Annotated in this window: 26 protein-coding genes; 6 read left to right on the top strand and 20 right to left on the bottom strand. The window is 72.1% G+C overall.

Going from position 1 to position 25,367, the window contains the following annotated elements; translation table 11 throughout:
- Positions 1-84: 84 nt before the first annotated feature.
- The gene (locus tag AB0O67_RS07345; RefSeq protein ID WP_365447135.1) at positions 85-1,251 is read left to right on the top strand and encodes a winged helix DNA-binding domain-containing protein; all 1,167 of its coding nucleotides are present in this window, start codon (positions 85-87) and stop codon (positions 1,249-1,251) included.
- A 12-nt stretch (positions 1,252-1,263) separates the two neighbouring features.
- Here AB0O67_RS07345 and AB0O67_RS07340 read toward each other — a convergent pair whose 3' ends face one another.
- Positions 1,264-2,067, bottom strand: a complete 804-nt coding sequence (locus AB0O67_RS07340) for a methyltransferase domain-containing protein (protein WP_365447119.1) — start codon at positions 2,065-2,067, stop codon at positions 1,264-1,266.
- Between the two features lie 89 nt (positions 2,068-2,156).
- Here AB0O67_RS07340 and AB0O67_RS07335 point away from each other — a divergent pair, with 89 nt between their 5' ends.
- The gene (locus tag AB0O67_RS07335; protein WP_365447133.1) at positions 2,157-2,648 is read left to right on the top strand and encodes a DinB family protein; all 492 of its coding nucleotides are present in this window, start codon (positions 2,157-2,159) and stop codon (positions 2,646-2,648) included.
- A 9-nt stretch (positions 2,649-2,657) separates the two neighbouring features.
- Here AB0O67_RS07335 and AB0O67_RS07330 read toward each other — a convergent pair whose 3' ends face one another.
- Positions 2,658-3,530: an LLM class flavin-dependent oxidoreductase gene (locus AB0O67_RS07330; protein ID WP_365447117.1), complete on the bottom strand. Its 873-nt coding sequence runs from the start codon at positions 3,528-3,530 to the stop codon at positions 2,658-2,660.
- A 257-nt stretch (positions 3,531-3,787) separates the two neighbouring features.
- Between AB0O67_RS07330 and AB0O67_RS07325 the strand changes: the two genes are divergently transcribed.
- On the top strand, positions 3,788-4,156 hold the full coding sequence (locus AB0O67_RS07325; RefSeq protein WP_365447131.1) for a DUF192 domain-containing protein: 369 nt from the start codon (positions 3,788-3,790) through the stop codon (positions 4,154-4,156).
- A 43-nt stretch (positions 4,157-4,199) separates the two neighbouring features.
- On the opposite strand, the gene AB0O67_RS07320 is transcribed toward AB0O67_RS07325, so the two are convergent.
- From AB0O67_RS07320 to AB0O67_RS07255, 14 genes are all read right to left on the bottom strand, one after another.
- The gene (locus AB0O67_RS07320) at positions 4,200-4,826 is read right to left on the bottom strand and encodes an OmpA family protein (protein ID WP_365447115.1); all 627 of its coding nucleotides are present in this window, start codon (positions 4,824-4,826) and stop codon (positions 4,200-4,202) included.
- 8 nt (positions 4,827-4,834) lie between these two features.
- Positions 4,835-5,416 (bottom strand): hypothetical protein, encoded by a 582-nt coding sequence (locus AB0O67_RS07315; RefSeq protein ID WP_365447113.1) that lies wholly within the window; start codon positions 5,414-5,416, stop codon positions 4,835-4,837.
- Between the two features lie 34 nt (positions 5,417-5,450).
- On the bottom strand, positions 5,451-5,990 hold the full coding sequence (locus AB0O67_RS07310; RefSeq protein WP_365447111.1) for a pilus assembly protein TadG-related protein: 540 nt from the start codon (positions 5,988-5,990) through the stop codon (positions 5,451-5,453).
- Between the two features lie 56 nt (positions 5,991-6,046).
- Complete coding sequence (locus AB0O67_RS07305) at positions 6,047-6,244, bottom strand: hypothetical protein (RefSeq protein ID WP_365447109.1); 198 nt, start codon at positions 6,242-6,244, stop codon at positions 6,047-6,049.
- A gap of 123 nt (positions 6,245-6,367) precedes the next feature.
- Entirely contained in the window at positions 6,368-7,138 is a 771-nt protein-coding gene (locus tag AB0O67_RS07300; protein ID WP_365447107.1) for a response regulator transcription factor, read from the bottom strand.
- Complete coding sequence (locus AB0O67_RS07295; RefSeq protein WP_365447105.1) at positions 7,125-8,603, bottom strand: histidine kinase; 1,479 nt, start codon at positions 8,601-8,603, stop codon at positions 7,125-7,127. The genes AB0O67_RS07300 and AB0O67_RS07295 overlap by 14 nt, the downstream gene beginning before the upstream one ends.
- A gap of 5 nt (positions 8,604-8,608) precedes the next feature.
- Positions 8,609-9,496 carry a DUF5936 domain-containing protein gene (locus AB0O67_RS07290; protein WP_365447103.1) on the bottom strand — a complete coding sequence of 296 codons (888 nt, stop codon included), beginning with the start codon at positions 9,494-9,496 and terminating at the stop codon, positions 8,609-8,611.
- An 18-nt stretch (positions 9,497-9,514) separates the two neighbouring features.
- Complete coding sequence (locus AB0O67_RS07285) at positions 9,515-10,459, bottom strand: type II secretion system F family protein (protein WP_365447101.1); 945 nt, start codon at positions 10,457-10,459, stop codon at positions 9,515-9,517.
- A gap of 13 nt (positions 10,460-10,472) precedes the next feature.
- A complete protein-coding gene (locus AB0O67_RS07280) occupies positions 10,473-11,810 on the bottom strand; it encodes a CpaF family protein (protein ID WP_365447099.1) in 1,338 nt (445 codons plus the stop codon).
- 15 nt (positions 11,811-11,825) lie between these two features.
- A complete protein-coding gene (locus tag AB0O67_RS07275) occupies positions 11,826-12,182 on the bottom strand; it encodes a TadE family protein (RefSeq protein WP_365447097.1) in 357 nt (118 codons plus the stop codon).
- Between the two features lies 1 nt (position 12,183).
- Entirely contained in the window at positions 12,184-12,567 is a 384-nt protein-coding gene (locus AB0O67_RS07270; protein ID WP_365447095.1) for a TadE family protein, read from the bottom strand.
- Positions 12,564-13,811, bottom strand: a complete 1,248-nt coding sequence (locus tag AB0O67_RS07265) for an AAA family ATPase (protein WP_365447093.1) — start codon at positions 13,809-13,811, stop codon at positions 12,564-12,566. The genes AB0O67_RS07270 and AB0O67_RS07265 overlap by 4 nt, the downstream gene beginning before the upstream one ends.
- 7 nt (positions 13,812-13,818) lie before the next feature.
- Positions 13,819-14,526, bottom strand: a complete 708-nt coding sequence (gene cpaB / locus AB0O67_RS07260; RefSeq protein WP_365447091.1) for a Flp pilus assembly protein CpaB — start codon at positions 14,524-14,526, stop codon at positions 13,819-13,821.
- A 61-nt stretch (positions 14,527-14,587) separates the two neighbouring features.
- Positions 14,588-15,403: a hypothetical protein gene (locus AB0O67_RS07255; RefSeq protein WP_365447129.1), complete on the bottom strand. Its 816-nt coding sequence runs from the start codon at positions 15,401-15,403 to the stop codon at positions 14,588-14,590.
- 385 nt (positions 15,404-15,788) lie between these two features.
- Between AB0O67_RS07255 and AB0O67_RS07250 the strand changes: the two genes are divergently transcribed.
- From AB0O67_RS07250 to AB0O67_RS07240, 3 genes are all read left to right on the top strand, one after another.
- The gene (locus tag AB0O67_RS07250; protein WP_365447127.1) at positions 15,789-17,447 is read left to right on the top strand and encodes a glycoside hydrolase family 18 protein; all 1,659 of its coding nucleotides are present in this window, start codon (positions 15,789-15,791) and stop codon (positions 17,445-17,447) included.
- Positions 17,448-17,601: 154 nt separating this feature from the next.
- On the top strand, positions 17,602-18,105 hold the full coding sequence (locus AB0O67_RS07245; protein ID WP_365447089.1) for a SigE family RNA polymerase sigma factor: 504 nt from the start codon (positions 17,602-17,604) through the stop codon (positions 18,103-18,105).
- A 61-nt stretch (positions 18,106-18,166) separates the two neighbouring features.
- On the top strand, positions 18,167-19,441 hold the full coding sequence (locus AB0O67_RS07240; protein ID WP_365447087.1) for a hypothetical protein: 1,275 nt from the start codon (positions 18,167-18,169) through the stop codon (positions 19,439-19,441).
- Between the two features lie 9 nt (positions 19,442-19,450).
- Here AB0O67_RS07240 and AB0O67_RS07235 read toward each other — a convergent pair whose 3' ends face one another.
- From AB0O67_RS07235 to AB0O67_RS07220, 4 genes are all read right to left on the bottom strand, one after another.
- Positions 19,451-20,779 (bottom strand): Nramp family divalent metal transporter, encoded by a 1,329-nt coding sequence (locus AB0O67_RS07235; RefSeq protein WP_365447085.1) that lies wholly within the window; start codon positions 20,777-20,779, stop codon positions 19,451-19,453.
- A gap of 144 nt (positions 20,780-20,923) precedes the next feature.
- Entirely contained in the window at positions 20,924-21,418 is a 495-nt protein-coding gene (locus AB0O67_RS07230) for an ATP-binding protein (protein ID WP_365447083.1), read from the bottom strand.
- An 88-nt stretch (positions 21,419-21,506) separates the two neighbouring features.
- Positions 21,507-22,370 carry an MEDS domain-containing protein gene (locus tag AB0O67_RS07225; RefSeq protein ID WP_365447081.1) on the bottom strand — a complete coding sequence of 288 codons (864 nt, stop codon included), beginning with the start codon at positions 22,368-22,370 and terminating at the stop codon, positions 21,507-21,509.
- 347 nt (positions 22,371-22,717) lie between these two features.
- Positions 22,718-25,063 (bottom strand): LuxR C-terminal-related transcriptional regulator, encoded by a 2,346-nt coding sequence (locus AB0O67_RS07220; protein ID WP_365447079.1) that lies wholly within the window; start codon positions 25,061-25,063, stop codon positions 22,718-22,720.
- Between the last annotated feature and the right edge of the window lie 304 nt (positions 25,064-25,367).

Here is a 25,367-nt window from a genome sequence, read left to right as displayed (position 1 = left end):
GAGGGCGGGCTCCGCGGCGCGCCGCACACCGGATCCGCCTCGAAGAGGACGGACTCCGACCCCGCTCCGCCCCGGTGTCCTGCCATCACCGTGAAGAGCAAAGGGATCAGGTGGGACCAGGCCGGCGCACGACGGCTGGAGCGGCAGTTCCTGGCCAATCCGGCGACGGCCGTTACTCCGGTCGCCGACGTCGTCGCCGCCATGCGCGGGGCGCACGCGCAGGTGATGTCGGCGGCCGAACTGTCCGTCGGGGTCCGGCGCGCCGACATCACCCGGGCGGACGTACGCGCCGCCCTGTGGATGGAGCGCTCGCTCGTCAGGACGTACGGCCCACGGGGGACCGTGCATCTGCTCGACAGCCGGGAACTCCCCCAGTGGTGCGCAGCCCTGCCCGCCGTGCCGACGGCCACCGCCCCCTTCCCGCCGGGCGTCCGGCTCAGCGGCGAACAGAGCGAGCAGGTCCTCGCCGCGATCGGCGACGCGCTCAGCGGCGTGTGTCTGACCGTGGACGAACTGGGCGAGGCGATCGTCGCGCGCACCGGTCCCTGGGCCGGGGAGCGGGTGATGCCGGCCTTCCAGGAGCTGTGGCCGCGCTGGCGGACGGTCCTGCACCTGGCCGGCCAGTCCGGCGCCGTGTGCTTCGGGCCGAACCGCGGCCGCGGGACCACGTACACCCGCCCGCCCCTCTTCACGCCGCTGCCCCCGCGGGAGGCGCTGCGCCTTCTCGTCCGCCGTCACCTGCACGCGTACGGGCCGGGGACCCCGCAGCACTTCGCGAAGTGGCTGGCGGCGTCACCCGGTTGGGCCGGCGAGCTGTTCGCCTCGCTGGCCGCCGAGGGGGAGATCGAGGAGGTCGTGTTCGAGGGCACGCGCGCGTGGGTGGTGGCCGGCGACGGGGAGTTCCCCAAGGGGCCGGTGCGGGGCGTACGGCTGTTGCCGTACTTCGACGCCTACGGCATCGCCGCACAGCCGCGCGAGCTGCTGTTCCCGGGGCGCGCCTTCGACCGGGCGCTGTCCCGGGGCCAGGCGGGCAACCATCCGCTGCTGCTGGTCGACGGCGTGGTGGCCGGGGTGTGGCACCAGCGGCGCCGGGGGAGGCGGATGACGGTCACGGTGGAGCCCCTGGGCGCGCTCACTGCACGGCAGGAACGGGAGCTGGTGGAGCAGGCCGAACGGGTGGCGGCGGTGGCGGAGGCAGGGGCTGGGGCGGAGCTGGTGATCGGGCAGGGGACGGCGGGGCCGCACGCCTGAGCCCCGCCCCGGTCAGCCGGCCGGCTTGCGGACGTCGAAGAGGTGCCGGGTGCTGTGGGCCACGAAGGGGCCCCACGTCGCGATCCGCTCGTGCAGGGCGCGGAGCCTGTCCTCGTACGCCTCGGCGGTGAACCCCGGCACCATCCAGATCACTTTGCGCAGGAAGTGGACGACGGCGGCGATGTCGTGGAACTCCATCCGCAGCCGCTCCGCGCGCAGCTCGACGACCTCCAGACCGGCCGCCTGCGCGCCCGCCCGCTCGTGTTCGGGGTGGCGACCGGCCCGCACCTCCTCGGGCCGCGGGCCGACGAAGTACTCGACGAGCTCGAAGACGCTGCTGGGCCCCACGTGCTGGGCGAAGTACGTACCGCCCGGCTGCAGCACCCGCGCGATCTCGTCCCAGTGCGGCTGTACGGGGTGGCGGCTGGAGACCAGGTCGAAGGCCGCGTCGGCGAAGGGCAGCGGGGCGTCCTCCGGCGCGGCGACGACCACGACGCCGCGCTGACCCAGCAGCTCCGTGGCCTTGGCGACGTTCGGCGGCCAGCCCTCGGTCGCGGCGGCGAGCCCGGGCCGGCGGGCGGCGGCGCCGAGCGCGAAGTCGAGGACCTCGCCGCCGCCGGTCTGGACGTCGAGGGCGGCACGCGCGCGTGCGAGACGCCCGGCGAGCGACGCGGCGTAACGCCAGGAGGGCCGTGCCTCGGTGGCCCGGCCCTCGAACCAGGAGAAGTCCCAGCCCTCGGTGGGGACGGCGGCACCTTCGGCGAGGAGTTCCTCGAAGGTGGGGCGGGGATCGGTGGGGCGGTCGTCGGCGTGCATGGGCTCGATCGTCGCAGGGCGTTGTCAGTGGCCGCTGCTAATTTTCCGGCATGGTGAACGAGGGCGGGGCGCATCAGGGCGGTGCGGGCATGCCGTACCGGGGCGGCGAGAAGGCGACGCTGCACGCGAGTCTGGACCGGCACCGGGACGCGGTGCTGTGGAAGCTGGAGGGCCTGGACGACGAGCAGTTGCGGCGACCGGTGACACCGTCGGGCACGAGCCTGCTCGGCCTGGTGAAGCACCTGGGGTCGGTGGAGTACGGCTGGCTGGTGGAGACGTTCGGCCGCGAGGTGGAGCCGCTCTGGTTCGACCCGTACGAGAACGAGGACATGCGGGCCGACCAGGGTGAGACGACCCAGCAGATCGTCGACTTCTACGGCCGCGCACGCGCCGCCGCCGACCGCACCATCACCGAGCTGTCGCTGGACGACACGGGCAGCCCCGCGTGGCGCGAGGGGTCCATGTCCCTGCGGTGGGTGATCGTCCACCTGATCGAGGAGACGGCCAGACACGCAGGGCACATGGATGTCGTGCGGGAGCTCATCGACGGGACGACGGGCGACCACCGCCCCGCCGGGTAGCTCCTGCGACTACGGGACGAGAGGACGGACCTCCTGGGCGGCGAAGCGGACGAAGCCCTCGGGGTCGGGTTCGTCGCCCGTGGGCTGGAGGATCACCGTGTCGGCACCGGCCTCGGTGAGCTGCTCGACGGCCTTGGCGACGGTCGCCGCGTCCCCGGCGACACCGAGGTCGGGGACGTCGGCGAGGCCCTCGGCGCTGAGCTCGGCACGCAGGCGGTCGGCCGCGTCGGGACCGGTGGCGGCGAGGAGGTAGACGACGACGCGGTGCGGGTCGGTGCGGCCGGCCGACGTCCGCCCCTCGTCGATGAGCCGACGCGCCAGGCGTACGCCCTCCGGGGGTGTCTCCGCGGTGAGGACGGTGCCGTCCGCCGCCGCGCCGGACAACTGGAGGGTGCGCGGGCCGGTGGCGCCGGCGAGGATCTCGACCGGGCCCTGCGGCGGCCAGTCGAGGGCGACGTCGTCGAGTCGGACGTACCGCCCCTCGGTGGTGAGCCGCTCCCCTCGCAGCAGCGCCCGCAGCGCGTCGAGATGCTCGCGCAGCAGCGTCAGCGGGGAGGCGGCGCGGGCGCCGACCTGGCCCATCCAGTCCTGCACGCCGTGCCCGACGGCGAGGACCGGGCGGCCGGGGAACATACGGTGCAGCGAGGCGGCCTCCATCGCGGTGACGGCGACGTTCCGCAGCGGCACGGGGAGCAGGCCCACCCCGATCCGGACCCGCTCGGTCCAGGCGAGGGCGGCCGCGGCGGTGGAGACACCGCCTTCGCGGAAGCAGTCCTCCCACAGCCAGAGTTCGTCGAGGCCGGTGTCGTCGGCCAGTTGGGCGAGGGCACGCAGCCGCTCGGGGGGAAGTTGGGGACGGAACACAGCGCCGAGTCCTGTCATGCGGCCTTCCTACCCGGGGCCGGTTGAGCGGACAACCGCTTTACGGTGCCGGCATGGTGCCGCTCTGCGTCGAAGGGTGTACGCCGGTCTCGTTCCGTCGCGCGACGTTCGGTTCGGACTCGGCCTGGCCGAGCGGTGCGGCGGTGGACGTTGCGGCGCCGAGGTGGGGGCCGGTGCCGGTTCCGGGCCGCCCGCCGTGGATACGGTCGGTTCGCACACCGGGTACGGGCGGACGACGGAGGGGCAGGGGCATGGCCATGGGGCGGCGCTGGCGGGACGGGCGGGGGGAGTTGGTCGTGCAGGGGGGTGCGACGGTTCCGCTGGAGATCGCGACGTCGTACCGGGCCCGTACGCGGGGGCTGCTCGGGCGGGACGCCGTAGAGGGCGCGATGCTGCTGTCCCCCGCGAACAGCGTCCACACCTTCCGGATGCGCATGCCCATCGACGTCGCCTACCTGGACCGGGAACTGGTCGTCGTCGCCGTCCGCACGATGAGGCCGTGGCGGCTGGGCCTGCCTCGGCTGCGCGCGCGGCATGTGCTGGAGGCCGAGGCCGGGAGGATGGCGGGGTGGGGGGTTCGGGTGGGCGTCAGGGTGGAGGTCCGGGGGGCGGTCGGGGCGGGGTGAGGGGGTCGTGGTGCCCGCCGGGTGGGCTGCCCGGCGGGGTGCGTCAGCCTTCGGTGCGGGGGAAGGAGACCTCGACGCGGCGGTTCTTCTTGCGGCCGGACTCCGTGGAGTTGTCCGCGATGGGGTACTGCTCGCCGTAGCCGCGTACCTCGAAGGTGATGTTCGGGTCGTTCAGTTCCGTGTCGAGGATGTCGTGCACGGCGTTGGCGCGGCGGCGGGACAGGGAGTCGCCGTGGGCGGACGAGCCGAGGTTGTCCGTGAAGCCGAAGACGCGGACCTTGGTCGCGTTCTGGGTCTTGATCTCGTCGGCGATCGCGGCGATACGGGCCTTCGACTCGGCGCCGAGCTTCGCGCTGTCCTTGCCGAACAGGACTTCCGCCTGGAGGGCGAACTTCACGTCGGCGTTGGTGTCCTCGCGGCGTTCGTCTCCGCTCTGGTCCTCCACGACCTGCTTGATGTCGAGGACCTTGGGTTCGGCGAGGGTGGCGCCTTCCGGGATCTTCAGGTCCGGGTCGTTGGCGTCGACCTCGACGGGCGCGGAGGCGGTTGCTTCGGTGCCCGGGGGCACGCTGGGATCGTCCTCGGCGTACGCGGTCGCGGTGGCGCAGAGGGTCGTGGCGAGCATGATCGTGGCTGTGGTGAGGGCCAGGGGGAGGCGGGTAGGGGTCATGGGTGGCCTCAACCGGAGATCGTGATGGTGGCGCTGGCGAAGGTCGGCAGCTGGAAGGCGACTTCGGTTGTGCTGGTCGGCGGGGAAGGAAATTGCATGAAGACGGACACGGTCTCCCCCGCCTTCATCGTGGACAGCCCCGTAGTCGTCAAAGGGCGACCATCCGTGTCTCGAAGCACGTAGTACCGCTTCTTGCCCTGGGAGTCCACCAGCGTGGCACCCCCCAGTGACCGGCCGTTCCTGATGATCTCGGTCTCGTTGCCACTGAGCGCAGCCGGCACCGCGATGCTCTTGGCGCCGTCGTTCTTCAGGTTGGCGTTGACGGTGACGAAGCCGCCGGAGTCACGTTGCGCCGAGATGATCTGCAGAAGCAGCCCGTTAGAGCCCTTCAACTCGGCCAGAGGCTCCTCCGACTGCCCGTCCTGAGCGCTCGGCTGAGACCCGCCGTCCTGAGAAGCAGAAGCCGAACTGCCCGGCTTCTCGTCTTGGCCGCCACCGCCGCTACAGCCAGCCATACCGAAGGCCAGACCGGCCGCGGCGGTCAACGTGACCATCCCCCTGCAGGCCTTCGCAGTGAACAGAACGCTCATGCCTCTGCTTCCTTCGTCACTCGTCGTTCGCTTGTCAATCCGCCAGGTGGACATCGAAGAGATCCTCGGGCTCGGGCAGGATGTCCAGATTCTTCGGGTCCAGGTCCCATTTCTCGCCGTCGCAGTCGAGGCTCGGCAGGACGTCGTCCCCTGCGTCGTCATTGGGGAGGGCGTACGTGCAGCGGAGCTCGACAACGGCGAGGGCGTGGGCCGTCGCGAATTGCCCCTCCGTGCCGGGCACAATGGTCTCCCCCACAGGCTCGTTGGTCGTGACGTCGACCCTGTAACCCAGGAGGCCGTCCGCTTCGCAGGCGTCCACGTGAGCATCGTTCTGCGCCGCGAGTTGGTCCGCGCGTTCACAAGGGTTGCCCAGCAGTTCCACTTCGCCGTTGAAGATGCCCTGCCATGAAGTGGGGTCCAGCACGTTCTCAAGCCATTCGCCCGCGATCTGGTCCCGGAGGTCCTGGGCCGCCGCTAGCGCCGCGGCGTCTGCCCCGGCCTGGGCCTCGTTGCGCGTTGCCGCGGCCTGGCCGACCGCAAGGTACGCGAACGCGAGAAAGAGCAGGCTCGCCACCACCGTGATGTAGATGGGGAAGGCCTGCCCTGCGTCGCGGTACCTACGCGGCTGCGTCAGCCACCTGTCACCTCGGCAATCTTCTGCGTGATCGCGTCGAAAATGGACTGCCCGATGTCCGTCCCCGTGATCGCCAGCACGATCGCCACCACAACCGCGATGATCCCCAGGTACTCCACCGCCGTCTGGCCCCTGTCGTTGTGGGCGGCGCGGGTGCGGAGGTACGAGGTGGTGGTGTTCATCCAGTTGTTCATGGCGTTCCCCTCCCGGTGTGGCGGCTTCGGTGCCGCGACCGTACGAGGGGGCCGCCGGGTCCGCCGAGGGTCCCAGGGCCCAATCGTGGGCCCAATCACGAGCCGGTGGACGATGCATCGCGCTCACCCCAGCCCCAGCCACTTCGCCGTGGCCTCCGAGCGGCTCGTGCTGTGGAGCTTGGCGAAGATGCGGTTGATGTGGTTCTTGACCGTCTTCTCGCTGATGAAGCACGTGGCGGCGATCTGCTGGTTGTTCATGCCGGATGCGATGAGGTCCATGATCTCCGCCTCTCTCGTGCTGAGTTGGGCCTGTGAGCGATATGACGAAGACTGTGCCACAAACGGTTGCACTTGCGAAAGCTTTTCCGAAGAATTAGGCGGAGCAAGGAGCCTTGAGTTTGCAGTCGCATTTGCTGGGCCGCTCTGCCGGAGCTGGGCCAGGAGGGCCTCCGCCGCCGTGGGGGTGAAGTGGGGCTTTCCGCCTCTGATGTCCCGTACCGCCGCCACCAGTTGGTCCGCCGTGAACTCGCCATGGACAAGGTAGCCGCCCGCGCCCCGCCGCAGGGCCTCCTCGACGATGTCCGGCTCGCGGCTGTAGGTGAGCATGACGACGGGGGCCAGGCGTACGAGGTGCGGGAGGGCCGAGATGCCGTCCACGCCCGGCATGCGGACGTCCAATAGGACCACGTCAGGGCGGTGCGTCCGGGTCGCCTCGTACGCCTCTCGGCCGTCCGCCGCCTCCGCCACGACCGTAATGTCCTCGCGGCCCGAGAGGAGGGCCGTGAGACCCGCGCGGACCACGGGGTTGTCGTCGGCCACGATCACGCGAAGGGACGTGGCGGTCGGGTCCGAGGGAGGTGGGAAGGGGGCGGAGGGGTACTCAGCGTCCGGCATCGTTCGGCCTCCTCTCGGAGGTGGGGTCGAGGGCGGCCAACGGGAGTTCCAGGCGTACTTCCGTGCCCTTGGGGTGCCGGCCGCGGCCGATGCGGATGCGGGCACCGACCGAGGCGGCGCGTTCGACCATGCCGACCACTCCGAAGTGGCCCGTTCTGCGGAGGTGTTCGAGGGTGGTTTCCGGGGCGAGGCCCCGGCCGTCGTCGTAGATGCTGAGCAGGAGCAGGTCCCCCTGGACGCCCGCCGTGACGTCGACGTGAGTGGCGTCCGCGTGGCGGTGGGCGTTCTCCATGGCCTCCGTCGCGATGGTGAGGAGCTGGCGGGCCACCGCCGGGGGGACGGCCGGCACGGCGCTGCCGCCGGTGGGGTGGTAGGTGGTGGGGACGCCGGTCCGGGTGGTGAAGTCGGCGGCGCGCGCGGCGAGTTCCGTGAGTATGTCCGTGCCGTGGGCCGGGTCCGATTCCCGGCGGAGGTCCGTCAGGAGCTCGCGGGATTCCGCGGCGGCTCGGCGGGCCGAGCGGGCCACCAGTTCGGCCTGGTCCTTGACCAGGGAGGGGTCGAGTCGGTCCGCCGAGTTGGCCAGGCCGTCCGCCGCCAGGGCCACGCCGTGCAGGGTCTTCGCCACCGAGTCGTGCAGTTCGCGGGCCAGCCGGGCGCGCTCCGCCGCCACCGCCTCCGTGACGGCCAGACGGGCTTGGACCGTGGTCAGGGCGTGGGTGGCTTCGCCGAAGCGGAGCATGAGGTTGCGCAGGGTGGAGCCGACCGCGCCGGTGATGACGCAGAGGCCGGGGAGGAGGAGCGTCTCGGCGGGAGTGGTGTCGGGGGACTTCGCGAGGGTGGCGTGGACCAGGAGCAGGATCAGGGACTGGAGGGAGGCGAAGACCGCGGCGCCTCGCCAGCCGTAGACGAGGCCGGCGAGGAGGGGGGTGCCGACGCTGACGTAGGCGAGGGTGCTGTCGGGGCCCGCGGAGATGAGGGGGAGGGAGCCCACGAGGGTGTCGAGGGCGAGGAGGGTGGGGTGGCGCAGCAGCAGGGGGGCGAAGCGTTCCCAGTCCCTGAAGAGGACGTAGGAGGCCATGAAGGTGACGACCACTGCCGCGCCGACAAGGCGTACGCCCAGGCCGGGTGAGGCGTTGAGGAGGGCCGCCGGGGCGGCCAGGGCGATCATGGCGAGCCGGAAGCCGAAGACCTGGCGGCACAGTGCCTGGAGGGCGTTGACCTGGATCGAGAGCGCGGGTGCGGTGGCGGGCGCCCGGCCTTCGGCCTGGTCCGGCGCGCCTCCCTCACCGACCGTGCGGCCGCCGTCGTTCCGTGCGGACGGCCCGTCGGGGACGTGAGCACCGTCGGCGGCCGCCCCGCCGGGTTCCCTCCCCACCCGCACCGCCGCCGGCCCGGCACCCGGCACATCCGCCTGGCGGCGCCCCCGCGAGGCCGCCCTCGCCCCCTCAGTAGGTGTGAGTGTCATGGTCCTCACTCACCCGTGAGTGTGCCGAAGTCCGTGCCGGAGCCGAGGAGCAGGCCGGCGCCCAGCAGCAGCATCGTCGCCGGGACCATGAACGTCGTGATCATCATCGTGGCCTTGGGCACGGCCCGCGCGGCCTTGCGCCGGGCGTTCTGCGCGTCCGTGCGCCGCATGTCCTTGGCCAGCGACACCAGCGTGTCCACGATCGGCGCGCCCAGTTCCTCCCCCTGCTGCAACGCCGTCACGAACATCGCGACCTGCTCGGAGTCGTTGCGCCGCCGCAGTTCCGCGAAGGCCTGGCGGCGGCTCATGCCGAGGTCCATCTGGTGCAGGGTGATGCGGATCTCGTCGGCCCAGGGGCCCTCGTAGCGGGACGCGACCCGGTCGAGGGCCTGGCGGAAGCCGAGGCCGGCGCTGACCACGACGGCGAGGACGTCGAGGAAGTCGGGCAGGGTCCGGTCGATCACGTCCTTGCGGACCCGGATCGCCGACCAGATACCGACCTCCGTCCAGAACCCGCCGAAGGCGAGCAGCAGCAGGGTCATCAGCACGTTGCCCTGGAGCAGGAACACCAGGCCGCCGACGCCGCCGAGGAAGCCGTAGACCGCGCGGCGCGCGGCGTAACGGTCGATCGTCAGGCCGCCGGGGTTGCCCGCCAGGTCGATCCGGCGGCGGTACCTGGCGACCTGCCTGGGGCCCATCAGACGCAGTACGGCGGGCGCGTACCGCATACCCATCCGGTCGACCAGCGAGTCCACCGCGCCCGTGCGGGTCGAACCCACCTCCAGGGCGAGGACGAGGTCGGCGGGGAGTTTCGCCTCCGCCCGGTACATCCGGATCCCGGCGAAGACGCCCCACACGCTGAGGCCCATGACCAGTGCCAGCACAAGTGCCATGCCGGTCCCCTCCCTTCCTCAGACATCGATGCGGGACATGCGGCGGATCAGGACGAAGCCGACGGCGTACAGCGCGAACGCGATGATCACGCAGGCCTGGCCGACCGGGGAGCCCGTCATCCGGTCCAGGGCGCCGTCCTTGACGCCGTTCATCAAGAACAGCGAGCCCACGCCCATCACCGGGACCGCGTACGACGTCATGCTCACCTGCGAGAGCTGGGTGCGGATCTCGCGGCGGGTCTCCTTGCGCTCCTCCAGCGTCTCCGTGAGGTTCCTGAGCGCGCTCACCAGCTGGCCGCCCGCCCGGTTGGACAGCACCAAGGTGGTGACCAGGACCACCAGCTCGCGGGACGGGAGCCGTTCGGCCATCTCACCCAGTGCCTCGTCCATCGACGCGCCCACCGCCAGCTGGTTGGCCACCTTGGCGAGCTCCTCCCCCGCCGGGGCCTCCAGCTCCTCCGCCGCCATGCCGATCGCCGTGCGCAGGGCGAGGCCGGCCTGCGTGGCGTTGGCCAGGATGCGGGCCAGTTCGGGGAGTTGGTTGATGAACTTCTCGATGCGTTTCTGGCGCTGCCAGTTGAGGAACTGGACGGCCGCCCAGACGCCCAGCAGTCCGGCGATCGGGCCGAAGAAGGGGGCGAGGGTGGCCTGGCCGATCAGCCACAGTCCGGCGACCGTGGCGAGCATCGCGACGAAGAACTCGCCCGGGGTCACGTCCAGGCCCGTCGCCAGCAGCCGCAGCTCCAGTTTCCGGCCCAGGCGGGTACGGCGCAGGCGGCGGTCCAGGTCGCGGAACCGGCGCCGGCGGCCGGTGATCTGGACCTGGCCGGTGGACGACAGCCGCTCCACGAGGGCCTGTCGCTGGGCCCTGCCCATGGCGTACGCGTGCAGTCCAGCCACGGCGAGGACGCAGGTCAGCAGGGTGACACCGGTGGTGAGGGAGACGAGGGTCGTCAGTTCCATGGTCGGCTCCTGCCTACCTGGCTTCTCGGGTGGCCAGCTGGTCTGCGGACTGGGCGACGCCGAAGGCCTGGGGGATGGGCTGGCTCGCCATGTGGAGGCGGTCGGCGCTGCGGCGGGTGAGCGGGAAGTACTGGAAGGCGCCGTAGATCCGGCCGTCGGCGGCCATGGGCCGCGCGTCGAAGCGGGCGACCGTGGCCAGCCGGTACGGCTCGCCGCCGTGGCTGTCGAGGAGCGCGACCTCGGTGACCCGGCGGAACCCGTCGGCGAACCGGGTGAGCTGCACGATCACGTCGACCGCGCTGTTGATCTGGTCGTGCAGCGCGGCGAAGGGGACCTCCACGTCGGACATGGAGGCCAGGGTCTGGAGCCGCATCAGCGCGTCCTCGGCGCTGTTGGCGTGGACGGTGGCCAGCGAGCCGTCGTGGCCCGTCGACATCGCCTGGAGCATGTCCAGCGACTCACCGCCACGGACCTCGCCGACGACGATCCGGTCGGGGCGCATGCGCAGCGAGTTGCGGACCAGGTCGCGGATGGTCACCTGGCCCTGGCCCTCGACGTTCGGTGGGCGGGACTCGAGGCGGACCACGTGCTGCTGCTGGAGCTGGAGTTCGGCGGAGTCCTCGATGGTGATGATCCGCTCGCTCTCGGGGATCAGGCCCGACAGCGCGTTCAGCAGGGTCGTCTTGCCGGTGCCCGTCGCGCCCGACACGATGATGTTGAACCGCGCCTGCACCAGCCCTGCCAGCAGATACACCATCGGCTCCTCCAGCGAGCCGAACTGGATCAGTTCATGGAGCGTGAAGGAGCGCGGGAAGCGGCGGATGGTGAGCGTGGCGCCGGTCAGGGACAGCGGCGGGATGATGACGTTGACGCGCTCGCCGGACGGGAGGCGGGCGTCGACCATCGGATTCGACTCGTCCACGCGTCGGTTGACGGTCGACACGATCCGTTCGATCGTCTGCATGAGCTGGTCGTTCGAGGCGAACCGCAGCGGCAGCTGCTCCACCCGGCCGGCACGCTCCACGAAGATCGCGTCGGGGCCGTTCACCATGATCTCGGTGATCGAGGCGTCCTCGAGCAGCGGCTCCAGGATGCCTAGGCCCAGCGCCTCGTCGACCACGCGCCGGATCAACTGCGACCGCTCGACCGTCGACAGCACGGGGCCCTCACGGCTGATGATGTGCCCGAGCACCCGCTCCAGCCGCGCCCTGCGCTCTGCCGCGGCGAGCGCGCTCATCTCCGCGAGGTCGATCTCCTCCAGGAGCTTGGCCCGGTACGAGGCGACCAGGTGCCCGTCCTCGCCCCGGCTGCCGTTCTCCTCGGGGGAGTTGATCCGCGCGCGCAGACTCATCGCCGTCCTCCCTGCTCAGTGGTCCATCGGCATGGTGGCGGTCTTGCGGGCGGGGCCGAATTCCCAGCCGGGGACGATCGACGGGATGTCGATCGTGGCGGTGACCTCGACCTCCTCGCCCAGGTACGACGCCGCACAGCCGGCGTCCAGCCAGGAGCTGACCGCGTTCTGGCAGTCCTGCGCGTACGGCCCGTCCAGGGAGGCGCTGCGCGCGCCGGTGCGGGCGGCGGTGCCGGCCTGCTGCGCGGTGTAGGCGATCAGGCCGATCTGCACGGCGGCCATCGCCACGAGGATCAGGAGCGGGATGAATCCGAGGTACTCCAGGGCCACTTGGCCCCGGTCACGGTCTCGGTCGCTTCGGCGGTACGTCATCTCAGTCCGTCTCCTCCACCACGGCCCCCGCGTGGCCCGCGACGCCGGGGAAGGGGAAGCCGATCGAGCCGGGGAAGAGGACCGGCACGTCGAGCCGTACGTCGGCCGTGACCAGGCCGCCGCTCTCGCCGCAGGACACCTCGGCACCCCCCTCCCACGCGGACGGCAGATGCTCCCGCCCCGCCGCCTCACAGGCCGCCTGACGGTCCTCCGCCGCCGTGCCCGCCCGTGCCGCCTCGTCCGCAGCGTTCCCCGCGAGCGAGTAGGTGTACCCCACGAGTACGAATTGCCACAGCAGCACCAGCGTCAGGACGATCAGCGGGGTCATGCCGAGGAACTCGATGGTGACCTGGCCCCGGTCGCGGCCTCGGCGGGCCGGCTTCATCCGTCCCTCCGCCGCCGCAGGCTTCCCGACCCGCGGTCCCCACGCGGCCGGCCGCCCTTCCGCTCGCCCACGGGCGCCTTGACCAGCCCCAGTTCCCCCGCGAGCCCCCACAGCGCCTGCTTCACCGCGCTCCTGCTGTCCAGCTCGTGGACGCGGCCGGCGTCCACGACGGCCTGGAGTTCCTTGAAGTTGGCGGGCACGGTCGTCGCGGCGACGGTGGTGCCGGTGATCCGCTGGATGAGGGGCGGCTGGATCTCCGTACTGCGCGTGTGCCGGTTGACGACGACCGTGGTCTCCTCGGCCTTGCGGATCTGGAGCCGGTCCCACATCCGTACGGTCCGCTTGGCGCCCCGGACCGCGACCACGTCCGGCGTGGTCACCAGCAGGGCGGTGTCGGCCATCTCGACCGCGGCCGCGCCGGCGCCGCTGAGCTGGGCGCCGCAGTCGATGACGACGGTCTCGTAGCGGGAGCGCAGGGCGCCGACGATCTGCCGGGCCGCGCGGTCGGTGACCTCCTCGCCGCGTTCGCCCTCGCCGGGGGCGAGCAGCAGGGCGAGGCCGGTGTCGTGCCGGAAGAGGGCGTCGGCGAGGACGCGCGGCGAGATGTCGGTGATGGCGGCGAGGTCGGCGACGCTGCGCCGGAACTGGACGTCCAGGTACGACGCGACGTCCCCCGTCTGGAGGTCCATGTCGACCAGCACGGTGGAGCGGCCCGACGCCTGGGAGGCGAGCGCCAGCTGGACGGCGGCCAGCGTCGCCCCGACGCCGCCCTTGGCGCCGCTGACCGTGACGACGGTGCCGCCGACGCCGGTGAAGACGTCGCCGCCGTGGCCGAGGTGACGGCGTACGCCCACGGACCACTGGGCGACCGCCTGCACGCGGTTGGCCAGTTCCTCGTACGACAGCGGCAGGGCGACCAGGCCGCGGGCGCCGGAGTCCATGGCGGCCTGGAAGAGGCCGGGGCCGGCGTCGGAGGTGACGAGGATGACGCCGACGGCGGGGAAGCGGAGCGCCACCTCGCGGATCAGTTCCAGGGCCGGGACGGGTCCGATGCGTTCGTGTACGACGACGACCTCGGGCAGTTCGTCGACGGACTCGGCGGCCAGCCGGGCGAGGGTGTCGACGAGCTGGGTGGAGTCGACGACCGGGGCGACCGGTTCGGCGTCCGGGAGCTGGCTGAGCAGGGTCGTGACCGAGCGGACCGCGTCCGCGTCGCCGACGGCCGGCAGGATCCTCGTGGGCATCCGGGCCTCACTTGTCCTTCGCGAGTTCGTAGGTGCGGTCCGCGTCGGGGACGGTGGTGTCGCTGCCGGGCGCGACCAGGGCGAGCCGGACGCGCTCGGCGAACGACTCGGCGTACGTGAGGCGCTGGGCGTCGAGGGTGGACAGCGCGAAGGTGATGGGCACGGCGTCGGTGGAGCGCCGGGTGCGGTCGTCGCTGTCGGGCTCCAGGGCGGTGAGCTCCCCGACGTCGATCACCTGGGCGTTGGTCACGATGATCTTCGACTGGGCCGGGTCGCCCTCTCGCTCGCCCGCGAAGGTGGCGTACACGTTGACCGTGGATCCCGGCGTGATCTTGCCGGCCACTCCGGTCGCCGCGTCGATCATGATGGCGACCTCCTGCTGCCCCGGCCGCAGCGCGGGCTGGTCGACGATCATGTCGCTCTGCAGCAGGGAGCCCTCGCGCAGGGTGGTGACGGCGATCTTGCCCCTGACCTGCCGCAGATCGGTGACCGCGTTCCGAGACAGCCAGCGCTCGGGCATCCGGACCTGCTCGAACTTGTCGGCGGTCAGGGCGGTGTAGGGCGCCACGTCGCCCTTCAGCCGGTACGCGGTGACCTCGGGGCCGACCTTGGACTGCACATCGTCGATGACGGAGAGCACGCCCGCGAACGCGCCGAGGGCGCAGAGTACGGACAGAAACAGGAGTATCACGCCGCGGCGCTGACGGGAGTTCATGAAGCGTGCAACCTCGTTGGGGGTGGGGTCGAACGGGTCTGGGGTCTCGTAGGGCGGCGGGTCACCCCGCCGGAAGCTGGAGCTGGTCGTCGTATGCCGGCGCCGTCGCGGAACAGAACACGCACCGGTCGCCGATGACGTCGATGCCGCACCAGTGGCAGCTGTTCCGGCGTACCGAGCCGACCAGTTGGTAGAGCACGGACAGGTCGGGCAGAAAACTGCAGAACTCGATCAGCTTGCCGGTGCCCCACCACCTCGCGGACTCGGCGGGCAACTGGGCCTCGCGCAGCCCCTGCACACACCAGGACGGGGCGAGCGTGGTGGTGACCCAGTCGGACTGGAGCTGCCCTCGGGCGAGCAGCATCCAGGTGCCGAACTCCGGCCCCACGAGCCGCGTTTCGGGGCCGATCCGCACCAGTCGTGGCTCGGGATGGGCGATGACGCCGAACTGGCTGCCCGGGACCCAGGACTTGGCGTGCGACTTGAGCCCGACGGGGACGCGGTCGAGCCGGGCGACCGTGCCGAGGAGCGCGCCGGCGTGGATGTAGTGGGTGAGCAGCCGGCCCGCCGAGGCGAGGACCCCCGGGCCGAGGTCGCAGGAGGCCAGCTGCCTCAACTGCCTGGCCAGGACGGCGAGTCCCAACGGGGGCAGCTCGGGCCGGAAGAGGGCGATCCGGTCACTCTCCAGGAGGGAGCGGATGGTGTGCAGCCGCCGCTCCACTGCCGCCGGAACGGCCTGCGAGCACACCACGATCACATGGCCGTGCGCCTCGACGAGGGTCTGCATCTCGGTCAGCACGTGGTCCAGCGGGCGTTTGTCCACGTCGCGCAGGACGACGGCGGGCAGGGTCCGCTCGTCCTGCGCCGGCAGCGCCATGTCGGCGCTGGTCACGGCAATGGCTGTTGGCACGCGCAGCTCCCCGTTCCCCACCCAAGTCCGGCCCGCCGGCGCAACTCTCGTGCACCTGGACGACTTCATTGCGTGACTACCTCAGCACTGTATCCACGCCTCCGTGACCGGAGAACAGCGTTTCCGTAGCCGAGCAGCAACTCCTCTTGCACAAGACACGCCATATCGGGGCAGGGGGAGCATCACGACCCAACCCTGAAGAGTGCGCGGACCGGACCCCTTGACAGTCGAATTGGTCTGGACCAACTTGTAGCTCCAACGGTGGCCACCGTCGTTCTCCCCCGTCATGGAAGTCCCCACTCCCCCACCGGAGGCCCCAGTGGACCGCGCACCCAGACGCAGACGTACCCGCATGTGGGCGGGAGCGGTGATCGCCGCCCTGGCGCTCACCGTGCCGGCGATCGGCCAGGCATCGGCCGCGGACATCAACAACGCCAAGAACGCCGGCTTCGAGTCGGGCCTGAGCAACTGGGCCTGCTCGGCGGGCAGCGGTACGACGGTCTCCTCACCGGTGCACGCCGGCTCGTCCGCGCTGAAGGCGACGCCGGCCGGGCAGGACAACGCGCGCTGCACGCAGGCGGTGGCGGTCCAGCCCGACTCGACGTACACGCTGAGCGCGTGGGTGCAGGGCGGTTACGCCTACCTCGGCGCCACGGGCACGGGCACCACGGACGTCTCCACCTGGACCCCCGACTCGTCGAGCTGGAAGAAGCTCTCGACCACCTTCACCACGGGCTCCTCGACCCGCTCGGTGACGGTCTACACGCACGGCTGGTACGGCCAGGCGGCGTACCACGTGGACGACGTCTCGGTGTTCGGCCCCGACGGCGGCGGGGGCGGCGACCCGACCCCGACGATCCCGGGCGCGCCGGCGGGCGTCACGGTCTCCGGTACGACGTCCTCCTCCGTCTCCTTGTCCTGGAACGCGGTCCCGGGCGCGACGGGCTACAACATCTACCGCAACGGCACCCGGGTGACGGGGGTGACCGGCACGTCGGGGACGGCGACCGGGCTCGCGGCGTCGACGTCGTACAGCTTCCAGGTCACGGCGACCAACGCGGCGGGTGAGTCGCCGAGGTCGGCGACGGTGACGGGCACGACGGCGCCCACCGGCGGCGGGTCCGGCGTCCCCCGGCACGCGGTGACCGGCTACTGGCAGAACTTCAACAACGGCGCGACCGTGCAGCGGCTGTCGGACGTGCCGGGCCACTACGACATCATCGCGGTGGCGTTCGCGGACGCGACGGCGACGCCCGGGGCCGTGACCTTCAACCTGGACTCGGCGGGGCTGGGCGGCTACACGGTCGACCAGTTCAAGGCCGACCTCCGGGCGAAGCAGGCCTCCGGGAAGAAGGTCGTCATCTCGGTGGGCGGCGAGCTGGGCCGGGTCGCGGTAAACGACTCGACGGCGGCGGCGAACTTCGCGAACTCGGTTCATTCGCTGATGCAGACGTACGGCTTCGACGGTGTGGACATCGACCTCGAGAACGGTCTCAACGCGACGTACATGAGCCAGGCACTGCGGTCGCTGGCGGCGAAGGCGGGGCCGTCGATGGTGCTCACGATGGCGCCGCAGACCATCGACATGCAGTCCACGTCGAACTCGTACTTCCAGACGGCGCTGAACGTGAAGGACATCCTCACGGTCGTCAACATGCAGTATTACAACAGCGGTTCGATGCTCGGCTGCGACGGCAAGGTCTACAGCCAGGGCTCGGTGGACTTCCTGACCGCGCTGGCCTGCATCCAGCTGGAGAACGGCCTCTCCCCGTCCCAGGTGGGCCTCGGCGTCCCGGCCTCCACCCGGGCGGCGGGCAGCGGCTATGTCGCCCCGTCGGTCGTGAACAACGCGCTGAGCTGCCTGACCCGCGCGACGAACTGCGGCACCTTCAAGCCGCCGCGGACGTATCCGGACCTTCGCGGCGCGATGACATGGTCGACGAACTGGGACGCGACGAGCGGCAACGCGTGGTCGAACGCGGTGGGGCCGCATGTGAAGGCGCTGCCGTAACCCTTGGTTCCACAGGCGCCGGCCGCGCCGGACACGACGCGGCCGGCGCTGCCGTGTTCCCTTCGTGCGCTCAAGGGCGGCACGACCGTGAAACATTTCCCCGGGCCCGGCGCATCAATGGGGTGACGGACACCGACGACGGGGGGAATCGACCATGCAGGTCCGCGGTGACGAGTACGAGGAGTTCGCCGCGGCACGCGCGGGGCACCTCTACCGGGCCGCCTGTCTGCTCACCGCCGGTGACACGTATCTCGCCGAGGACCTGGTGCAGGAGACCCTCGGGCGGCTGTACCTGAGATGGGGGCGGGTCTCCCGCGCCGACAATCCGGCCGCCTACGCGCAGACCGTTCTGACCCGCACCTTCCTCGCCCAGAAGCGGCGGCGCAGCAGCACCGAGCGCGCCACCGCCGTACTCCCGGAGACGGCGGGCCCCGACGGGGACGCGACCCTGCGGCTGACCCTGCTGGAGGCGCTCGCGCGGCTGCCCGTCAAGGACCGGGCCGTCGTCGTGCTGCGCTACTGGGAGGACCGCAGCGTCGAGGAGACCGCCGACGCGATGAACACCAGCTCGGCCGCCGTACGGACCCGCTGCTCCCGTGCCCTCGCCCGGCTGCGGGAGCTGCTCGGCGAGGACCTCGCCGAGTACGCGGCGACCTGACCCCCGTCCGCCCGTCCGCCAAGTCACCTCACCACCCACCCTCAAGAGACGGTGATTCGCCATGCCCACAGACCACCACGACGACGCCTTCGACAACCGGCTCGGCGCCGCGCTGCGGCAGACCGGGGACACCTTCGACACCGACCGCCCCGCCCTGATCGCCGCGGGCCAGACCCGTGGACGCAGGCTGCGGCTGCGCCGCCGCGCCGCGGTGGCCGGTGGCGCGGCGAGCATCGCTCTCGTGGGTGTCGCCGGGGCGCTGGTCCTGTCCGGCAGCGGCGGCGGCAGCAGCGACGTCCGCGACCAGCGGTCCGTCGGCGCCGGGCCCGTGACCGTTGCGCCCGCCACCTCGATCACCCCGCCGTCCTTCTCCTCCGAGCGCATGATCGCCACGCTGACGCAGCTGCTCCCGGAGGGGAAGGTCAGCGGCGCGGAGGCCTGGGGCGGCGGGGGCGAGCGGCCTGCGCCGTCCGTGTGGCTCGTCCACGACGACGGCGAGGGCGGCGGCGCGATCAGTGTCGGACTCAGCCGGGTCGAGCCCGGCAGCCAGGCGGCCCGCGACGCCGTCACCTGCCCGGACAAGGTCTATGTGCCGCACGACAGTTGTCGGAGCGACCGGCTGTCCGACGGATCGGTGCTGATGCTCTTCCAGGGGTACGAGTATCCGGACCGCCGTGTGGAGACCAGGCTGTGGCGTGCCGAACTCGTCACCCCAGAGGGCGAGCAGGTCAGCGTGAGCGAGTGGAACGCCGAGGCCGAGAAGGACGCGCCGATCACGCGCGCCGAGCCTCCCCTGTCCCTCGCACAGTTGAAGGCGGTCGCCACCGCCGGGCAGTGGCTGGCCCTCGTCCCCGCGGCGCCCGACGCCGGCAAGGGGCAGACGGACGGCGGCCGGCCCGCCGACCCGCAGGCGACGTTCGGCGGCTCGGCCGTGGACACGCTCGTGACGCTCCTTCCCGAGGGCGCGAAGGTCGTGGACAAGGGAGGGGAGGGCGAGTTCGGTTACGCCGTCGTCGACGACGGCAAGGGCCGAAGCCTCGTCCAGATCAATGTGCAGCCAGCCATGGGCGACATCGCCGGTGAGCTCTTCACCGGTGCCGAGAACCTCCCCGACGGCACCCTGGTCACCACACGCCAGGGTCCCGGGGAGAAGGGCGGCGAGGGGGTCGTGATGTGGACCGCGGACACCCTGCGGACGGACGGTCTGCGCGTGGTGATCAGCGCCTTCAACTCCGGTGCCCAGCACACCCCGGCGACCCGCGAAGCCCCCGCCCTCACCGTCGAGCAGCTCCGCGGGATCGCCCTCGACCCCAAGTGGCCCACCCTGCTGAAGTGACGGTGCCGGCTAGAAGAACTCCGCCCACGGCTGGTCGGAGACCTGCTTCACGCACAGCACCAGGAAGAGCAGGCCCGCGACCGCCAGCATCCCGTTGCTGACCCAGCCGTTGCGCCACTCCCTGGGCGTACGGTCGGTGTTGAGCAGCCAGAGCAGTGTGCCGGCGAGGAACGGCAGGAACGCCGCGCCGAGCACGCCGTAGAGGATGACCAGCCGGAACGGCTGGCCCTCGAAGAGCAGGACCATGGGCGGGAAGGTCAGCCACAGCAGGTACGCGCGGAACGGCCAGGACCGTTCCCGCTCGCCCGAGGCGATCTCCTCGCCCTTGGTCTGCGCCCGCTTGCGGTAGCGCGCCACGAAGTCCGCGAACATCAGGCTCACGCCGTGCCAGACACCGATCAGGGAGGTGAAGGAGGTGGCGAAGAAGCCGATCAGGAAGAACTTCGCGGTCGCCGTGCCGTACTCGGCCTCCAGGATGTCGGTCAGCTGGATCAGGCCCTTGTCGCCGCTCTCGATGGCGACGTTGCGGGTGTGCAGCAGCTCGGCGCCGACGAAGAGCATCGCGATGACGAAGATGCCGGTGGTGGCGTAGGCGACCCGGTTGTCCAGCCGCATGACCTTCATCCAGCCGGTGTCGGTCCAGCCCTTGGCGTTGACCCAGTAGCCGTAGGCGGCCAGCGTGATGGTGCCGCCGACGCCGCCGATCAGGCCGAGGGTGTTGAGGACCGAGTCCTGCTCGTCGGGCAGTACGGGCAGCAGGCCGGCGAACGCGTCCGGGATGTTCGGGGTGACCCGGATCGCCAGGTACACCGTCACCACGAACATGACACCGACCAGGACCGTCATCACCTTCTCGAAGACGGCGTACTTGTTGAACCAGACGAAGACCAGGCCCACCAGACCGCAGGCGATCCCCCACCACTTCAGGTCCATCACGTCGGGGAACAGCGCCTGCAACGGCAGCGCGCTCGACGACATCGCCGCCGCCCCGTACACGAAGCCCCAGACCACGACGTAGACGACGAAGAAGTACGTCGTCCAGCGGCCGAGGCTCGCCCAGCCGTCGAAGAGGGTGCGGCCGGTGGACAGATGCCAGCGGCCGGCCGCCTCCGCGAGGGAGATCTTCACCAGGCAGCCGATGACGGCGGCCCACAGGAGGGTGTAGCCGAAGTTGCTGCCCGCGATCAGCGTCGCCACCAGGTCGCCGGCCCCGACGCCGGTCGCGGCGACGACGATGCCGGGGCCGATGTACTTCCAACTGGACTTGCGCGGGGTCGATTCGGAGTTCGGGCCGGGTGCCGCCCCGGCTTCACTGGTGTTTCCCGTGGTGTCCGCCATGCACGTCAAGTAAGCCCATGGACGGTCGGGGGACAAGAGGGCGTGCGGGATCTTCACTCGATGTGTCCGCCGACCCGGGAAACGCCCGGGAACGGGGACGGGCCCCGGCGGACGGGAGTGCCGCCGGGGCCCGGAACGGGCGCGTCACGGCTGTCGCCGACCGCAGCCGTCGCACGCGCAGGTGCCGAGCTCGAACCAGACGGTCTTGCCCGGCCCGTCCTGGTGGCAGCCCCAGCGCCGGGCGAACGCCGCCACCAGGAACATCCCCCGGCCGCTCTCCGAGGTGCCCGCGTCGAGCACCTGCGGGACTCGCCGGCCGCCGTCGGCGACCTCGCAGCGCAGGACGCCGTGGGCGGCGGAGAGGGTGAGCCGGAAGCGGCTGGCGGCGTGCAGCAGGGCGTTGGTGGCCAGCTCGCTGACCAGCAGCTCGGCCGTCGCCGCGAGGTCGGCGCCGGCACCGTCCCCGTCGGCCAGCCCCCAGCACTCCAGCTGCCGCCGCACCTGCGCGCGGGCCTCCCGGACGGCGGACGGACGCGGTGGGTACTCCACGCTCAGGTGGCCCGCGCCTAGGGGCGGTTGAGGATAGACGCCGTAACGGGGGTCGGGACCCGGGCGGCCGGTCCCGGAGAGTTGCAGCATGCCTTCAGGGTGCGGCGTGCCGGATCCGGGGCGCACGGGGAGGACTACCTGATTCCATACCTGCCTGGGAGCGCGCACACGGATCGGGCTACGCGTACTGCAGGCGCACGACCGCGCCCGCCTCGTCGTCGCGTACGTCGACGTACGCGCACACCTGCCGCGCGAACCACAGCCCCTGTCCGGGGGCCGGCTCCGCGGTGGGCGGCGGCACGAAGCCGGCCAGCGGGTCGTCGACGCGGCGCGGTGAGCGCAGTTCGCAGACGCAGCCGGGCGCCTCGCCCCACAGCAGGACCTGGCTGACCGGGTCGAGCGGGTCCGCCGCCTCGGAGACGGCGGCGGCGAACAGCTCGGCCTCGGCGGCGGGCAGGCCACGGCCGGCGGCCCAGGTGCGCACGGTGTGCGGTTCGGGAGCGGGCAGCGGGTGCGCGTCGTGCGGAACGGGCGAGAGGGGTACGGCGTCCAGTTCGGCGGCGATCCGCAGCGGGTCCTCGTAGACGCCGGTGCCGGGGTGGGCACGGCGGGCGGCGGCGACCACGGCCGGGCCCGCGGTGCGGGTGTCGTACGCGCACAGGGCGGTGGTCGCGAGCGGGGCGAAGAGGAGGTTGGCGAAGGCCTCGTAGCGGATCCACTCGGTGCTCTCGCGGACTGAGCGTCCGGCACGGCCGCCCCAGTCGGGTTCCATCAGCAGGTGGATACGGCCCTGGGGGCCGGCGTGCGCGGCGAGGTAACCGGCGCCCTGCGCCACGGCGTTGGCGGCGGATCCGCTGTACCACTCGGTGTGCGGCACGAAGCCGAGGTGCCGCGCGTCCCCGCCGAGGGCGTCACGGAGCAGGTCGAGCTTGCCGGGGGCGGCGATGGCGACGGGTGGGGGCTCGTCGGGAGCGGCGAGCCCTTCGGCGAGGAAGGGCAGCGCGGCGGCGACGAACTCCTCGTCGGAGGCGAAGACGGCCATACGGTGATCGAAGGTGCCTGGGGCATGTGCGGACGGGGTGGGCATGGGAGTCCTGTCGGTTGCGGTGGGTGGGGCGGTGGTACGGGTTGCGCTGTGGCGCGGGTGGGGCGGTGGTACAGGCGGGGTCATGCCGCGGGCGGCCAGAGGTGCGGGTCGCGCGGTGGGCCGGGTGCGGCGGTGGTGCGGGCGGGCGAAAGTGCGCGGCGGGGCCGTGGTGCGGGTCACGCGGTGGGCCGGGGTGGCCGGTCGTGCAGGTGACGCGGTGGTACAGGCGGGGCGGTTGGCCGGGGTGGTCGGAAGTGTGGGTGGTGGGGTGGCCGGAGTTGTCGGCGGGTCGGGTGGGGTGGTCAGCGTCGGGCGGTGATCCAGGAGGCGATCTGGCTGCGGTTGCTGAAGCCGAGCTTGCTGAGGATGCGTTCGACATGGCCCTCCGCGGTGCGGCGGGCGATGACCAGGCGGTCGGCGATCTGCTGGTTGGCGAGACCCTCGGCGACCAGTTCGGCGACCTGCGTCTCGCGGCGGGTGAGCCGGACGCCGGGGTGGCCGCGTTCGGCGGTGGGTCGCTGTCCGGGGCCGTGCGGCTCGCGGCGTTGCTCGTCCAGCGCGTAACCCACGATGCCGGTGAGGCCGAGGGCGGCGCCCTCCTCGTACGACCGCTCGTAGGCGGCCGTGCCGAGGGCTTCCCGGCACCGGGTCTCGGTGCCTCGCCGGGTGGCGCCGAGGGCCGCGGAGCCCCACCGGTCGCGGTCGACGTCGGCCCATACCCGGTCGGCGCCGCCGAGCAGCACGGCCGCGCGGTCGTGGGCGCCGTCGCGGCCGGCGATCTGCGCCAGCAGGTCGAGGGTGAGGCCGATGCCGGTGACGTCGTGGACGGCGAGCTTGAGGCGCAGGGCCTCACGGGCGTGCCGTTCGGCCCGGCGGTGGTCCTTCTTCACGGTGTGGGCGAGGGCGAGCATGCGGTGCACGTACGACAGCACCCACTCCTCGCCGTGCCGCTCACACAGCCGCCGGGTCTCCTCGCTGACCGCGATGGCCTGGTCGGCCTCGCCCAGGAAGCCCAGCGCGCAGGCGAGTTCGACGCGGTCGAGCCCGGCGAGGCTGAGGTGCTGGCCGGGGACGCGGCCACGCGCGACGCCGGCGCGGAAGTGTGCGAGGGCGGCCGGCAGGTCGTCGCTGAACAGCAGGATGACGCCGAGCACGTACTCGGCGTGCGCCGCCTCGGCCTCGTCCCCGAGCCGCCGGGCCAGCGTCCGCGCCTCCTCGGCGCGCCGGCGACCCCGGGTGAGGTCCTCGGGGCAGCCGGCGAGCAGCCCGGCGACCCACAGCGCACGGGCCCGCTCGGGCGTGGGCTCGGGGGCGGCGTCGAGCGCCCGGTCGAGCCAGTACCGGCCCTCCCGCGGCGCGCCACAGGCATGCCAGTAGAACCAGAGGGTGCCGGCCAGCCGCAGGGCGGCGAGTGCGTCGTCGGGGGTGGTGGGCTCGTCCAGGCCGAAGGCCAGGGCGGCGCGCAGGTTGTCCTGGTCGGCGTGCAGCCGGGCCACTATCTCGCGCTGGCCCGGTCCGAACCAGGCCTTTTCGCAGGCCGCGGCCCGTCGCTGCATCCAGTCCCGCTGCCGCCGCCGGGTGGCGGGTTCGTCGCCGGGGAGTTCCCGGAGATGTTCCAGACCGTAGTGGCGCAGGGTGTCGAGGAGGCGGTAGCGCACGCCGTCCGGGCCGGGCTCACGGCACAGTACGGACTTGTCGACCAGGCCGGCCACGGCCTCCATGACGTCGTACGACCGGATCCGCTCGCCGTCCGCGCACACCGCCTCCGCGGTCTCCAGGTCGAAGCCCCCGGCGAGCACCGACAGCCGCGCCCACACCAGTTGTTCCGGCCCGGTGCACAGGTCGTGGCTCCAGTCGACGGCCGCGCGCAGCGTCCGGTGCCGGGGCAGGACGGCGGGGCTGCCCGCGGACAGCAGGCGGTAGCGGTCGTCGAGGCGTTCGAGGAGCTGCTCGACGGACAGGACGCGCATGCGGACGGCGGCCAGTTCGATGGCGAGCGGCAGACCGTCCAGGCGCCGGCACAGGCGGGCCACGGCGGGCCGGTTGGCGGGGGTGAGGCGGAAGCCGGGCACCACGGCGGCGGCCCGGTCGGCGAACAGGGCTAGCGCCGGGCCGGGTCCGGCGCCGGACGGGTCGCCGTCCGGGTCCGGCACGGGCAGCGGCCGTACCTCCAGGAGGTGCTCCTCGGTGAGCCCCAGCCGGTGCCGGCTGGTGGCGAGCACCCGGACGCCGGTGGTGCCGCGCAGCAGCGCCGCCGCCAGGTCGGTGCAGGCGCCGAGCAGATGCTCGCAGTTGTCGACGACGAGCAGCAGCCGGCGCTCCCGCACCTGGGCCACCAGCGCGTCCAGTGGGGGCTGCGCGGAGTGGTCGTGCAGGCCGAGGGCGTCCGCGGCGGCGACCGGTACGAGTGCCGGGTCGTGCAGGCCGGAGAGGTGGACGACGTGCACGCCGTCGGGGAAGGCGCGGGCAACGCGGGCCGTGATGCGTCCGGCGAGCCGGGTCTTGCCGACGCCGCCGGGTCCGGTGAGCGTGACCAGACGAGCCCGGGCCAAGAGCTCGCGGCCTTCGGCAAGTTCGGCCCGACGGTCGACGAAGCTGGTCGTCTCGACCGGCGGCCGGCGGTCCCGTCGTGGCGCTGATCCGCCCATGATCAGCCAGTCCTTGGGAGGTGGGTGAGGTCGTGTGCGCGCACCTCACTCTTCCGCCATGTGTACATATATGCACGCGCCGGTCACACCGGCGGGTGGTATTTGCCGGGGACCCATTCCGGCGGGGCCGGCCCGCGTACACTGCGCGGCTCTCCACCCGGCGTCGGGGCGCGGCCGTTTTCCGCCGGTTTCCGGGCGGCACTTCAGGGACTGCTCTTGACCTGCTCATGCCAGGACCGCACGATGAGCGCCACACCCGCACCAGAACCTCGTACGTCGCACGGAAGAACCACCCCCACAGCTC

Origin of the sequence: Streptomyces sp. NPDC086077 (assembly GCF_040686175.1) — a bacterium.
GTDB lineage: Bacteria > Actinomycetota > Actinomycetes > Streptomycetales > Streptomycetaceae > Streptomyces.
The sequence above is the reverse complement of the archived record's forward strand: the minus strand, read 5'-3'. Positions and strand labels throughout refer to the sequence as shown.

Bases quoted from the DNA above. Each gene is read 5' to 3' on its own strand.
- AB0O67_RS07325 (WP_365447131.1), top strand. From the start codon at position 3,788: ATGGGGCGGCGCTGGCGGGACGGGCGGGGGGAGTTGGTCGTGCAGGGG.
- AB0O67_RS07230 (WP_365447083.1), bottom strand. From the start codon at position 21,418: ATGCTGCAACTCTCCGGGACCGGCCGCCCGGGTCCCGACCCCCGTTAC.
- AB0O67_RS07320 (WP_365447115.1), bottom strand. From the start codon at position 4,826: ATGACCCCTACCCGCCTCCCCCTGGCCCTCACCACAGCCACGATCATG.
- AB0O67_RS07340 (WP_365447119.1), bottom strand. From the start codon at position 2,067: ATGCACGCCGACGACCGCCCCACCGATCCCCGCCCCACCTTCGAGGAA.
- AB0O67_RS07240 (WP_365447087.1), top strand. From the start codon at position 18,167: ATGCCCACAGACCACCACGACGACGCCTTCGACAACCGGCTCGGCGCC.
- AB0O67_RS07290 (WP_365447103.1), bottom strand. From the start codon at position 9,496: ATGGCACTTGTGCTGGCACTGGTCATGGGCCTCAGCGTGTGGGGCGTC.
- AB0O67_RS07315 (WP_365447113.1), bottom strand. From the start codon at position 5,416: ATGAGCGTTCTGTTCACTGCGAAGGCCTGCAGGGGGATGGTCACGTTG.
- AB0O67_RS07285 (WP_365447101.1), bottom strand. From the start codon at position 10,459: ATGGAACTGACGACCCTCGTCTCCCTCACCACCGGTGTCACCCTGCTG.
- AB0O67_RS07270 (WP_365447095.1), bottom strand. From the start codon at position 12,567: ATGAAGCCGGCCCGCCGAGGCCGCGACCGGGGCCAGGTCACCATCGAG.
- AB0O67_RS07255 (WP_365447129.1), bottom strand. From the start codon at position 15,403: ATGGCGCTGCCGGCGCAGGACGAGCGGACCCTGCCCGCCGTCGTCCTG.
- AB0O67_RS07265 (WP_365447093.1), bottom strand. From the start codon at position 13,811: ATGCCCACGAGGATCCTGCCGGCCGTCGGCGACGCGGACGCGGTCCGC.
- AB0O67_RS07275 (WP_365447097.1), bottom strand. From the start codon at position 12,182: ATGACGTACCGCCGAAGCGACCGAGACCGTGACCGGGGCCAAGTGGCC.
- AB0O67_RS07235 (WP_365447085.1), bottom strand. From the start codon at position 20,779: ATGGCGGACACCACGGGAAACACCAGTGAAGCCGGGGCGGCACCCGGC.
- AB0O67_RS07330 (WP_365447117.1), bottom strand. From the start codon at position 3,530: ATGACAGGACTCGGCGCTGTGTTCCGTCCCCAACTTCCCCCCGAGCGG.
- AB0O67_RS07220 (WP_365447079.1), bottom strand. From the start codon at position 25,063: ATGGGCGGATCAGCGCCACGACGGGACCGCCGGCCGCCGGTCGAGACG.
- AB0O67_RS07335 (WP_365447133.1), top strand. From the start codon at position 2,157: ATGCCGTACCGGGGCGGCGAGAAGGCGACGCTGCACGCGAGTCTGGAC.
- AB0O67_RS07225 (WP_365447081.1), bottom strand. From the start codon at position 22,370: ATGGCCGTCTTCGCCTCCGACGAGGAGTTCGTCGCCGCCGCGCTGCCC.
- AB0O67_RS07245 (WP_365447089.1), top strand. From the start codon at position 17,602: ATGCAGGTCCGCGGTGACGAGTACGAGGAGTTCGCCGCGGCACGCGCG.
- AB0O67_RS07295 (WP_365447105.1), bottom strand. From the start codon at position 8,603: ATGACACTCACACCTACTGAGGGGGCGAGGGCGGCCTCGCGGGGGCGC.
- AB0O67_RS07280 (WP_365447099.1), bottom strand. From the start codon at position 11,810: ATGAGTCTGCGCGCGCGGATCAACTCCCCCGAGGAGAACGGCAGCCGG.
- cpaB (WP_365447091.1), bottom strand. From the start codon at position 14,526: ATGAACTCCCGTCAGCGCCGCGGCGTGATACTCCTGTTTCTGTCCGTA.
- AB0O67_RS07250 (WP_365447127.1), top strand. From the start codon at position 15,789: ATGTGGGCGGGAGCGGTGATCGCCGCCCTGGCGCTCACCGTGCCGGCG.
- AB0O67_RS07305 (WP_365447109.1), bottom strand. From the start codon at position 6,244: ATGAACAACTGGATGAACACCACCACCTCGTACCTCCGCACCCGCGCC.
- AB0O67_RS07300 (WP_365447107.1), bottom strand. From the start codon at position 7,138: ATGCCGGACGCTGAGTACCCCTCCGCCCCCTTCCCACCTCCCTCGGAC.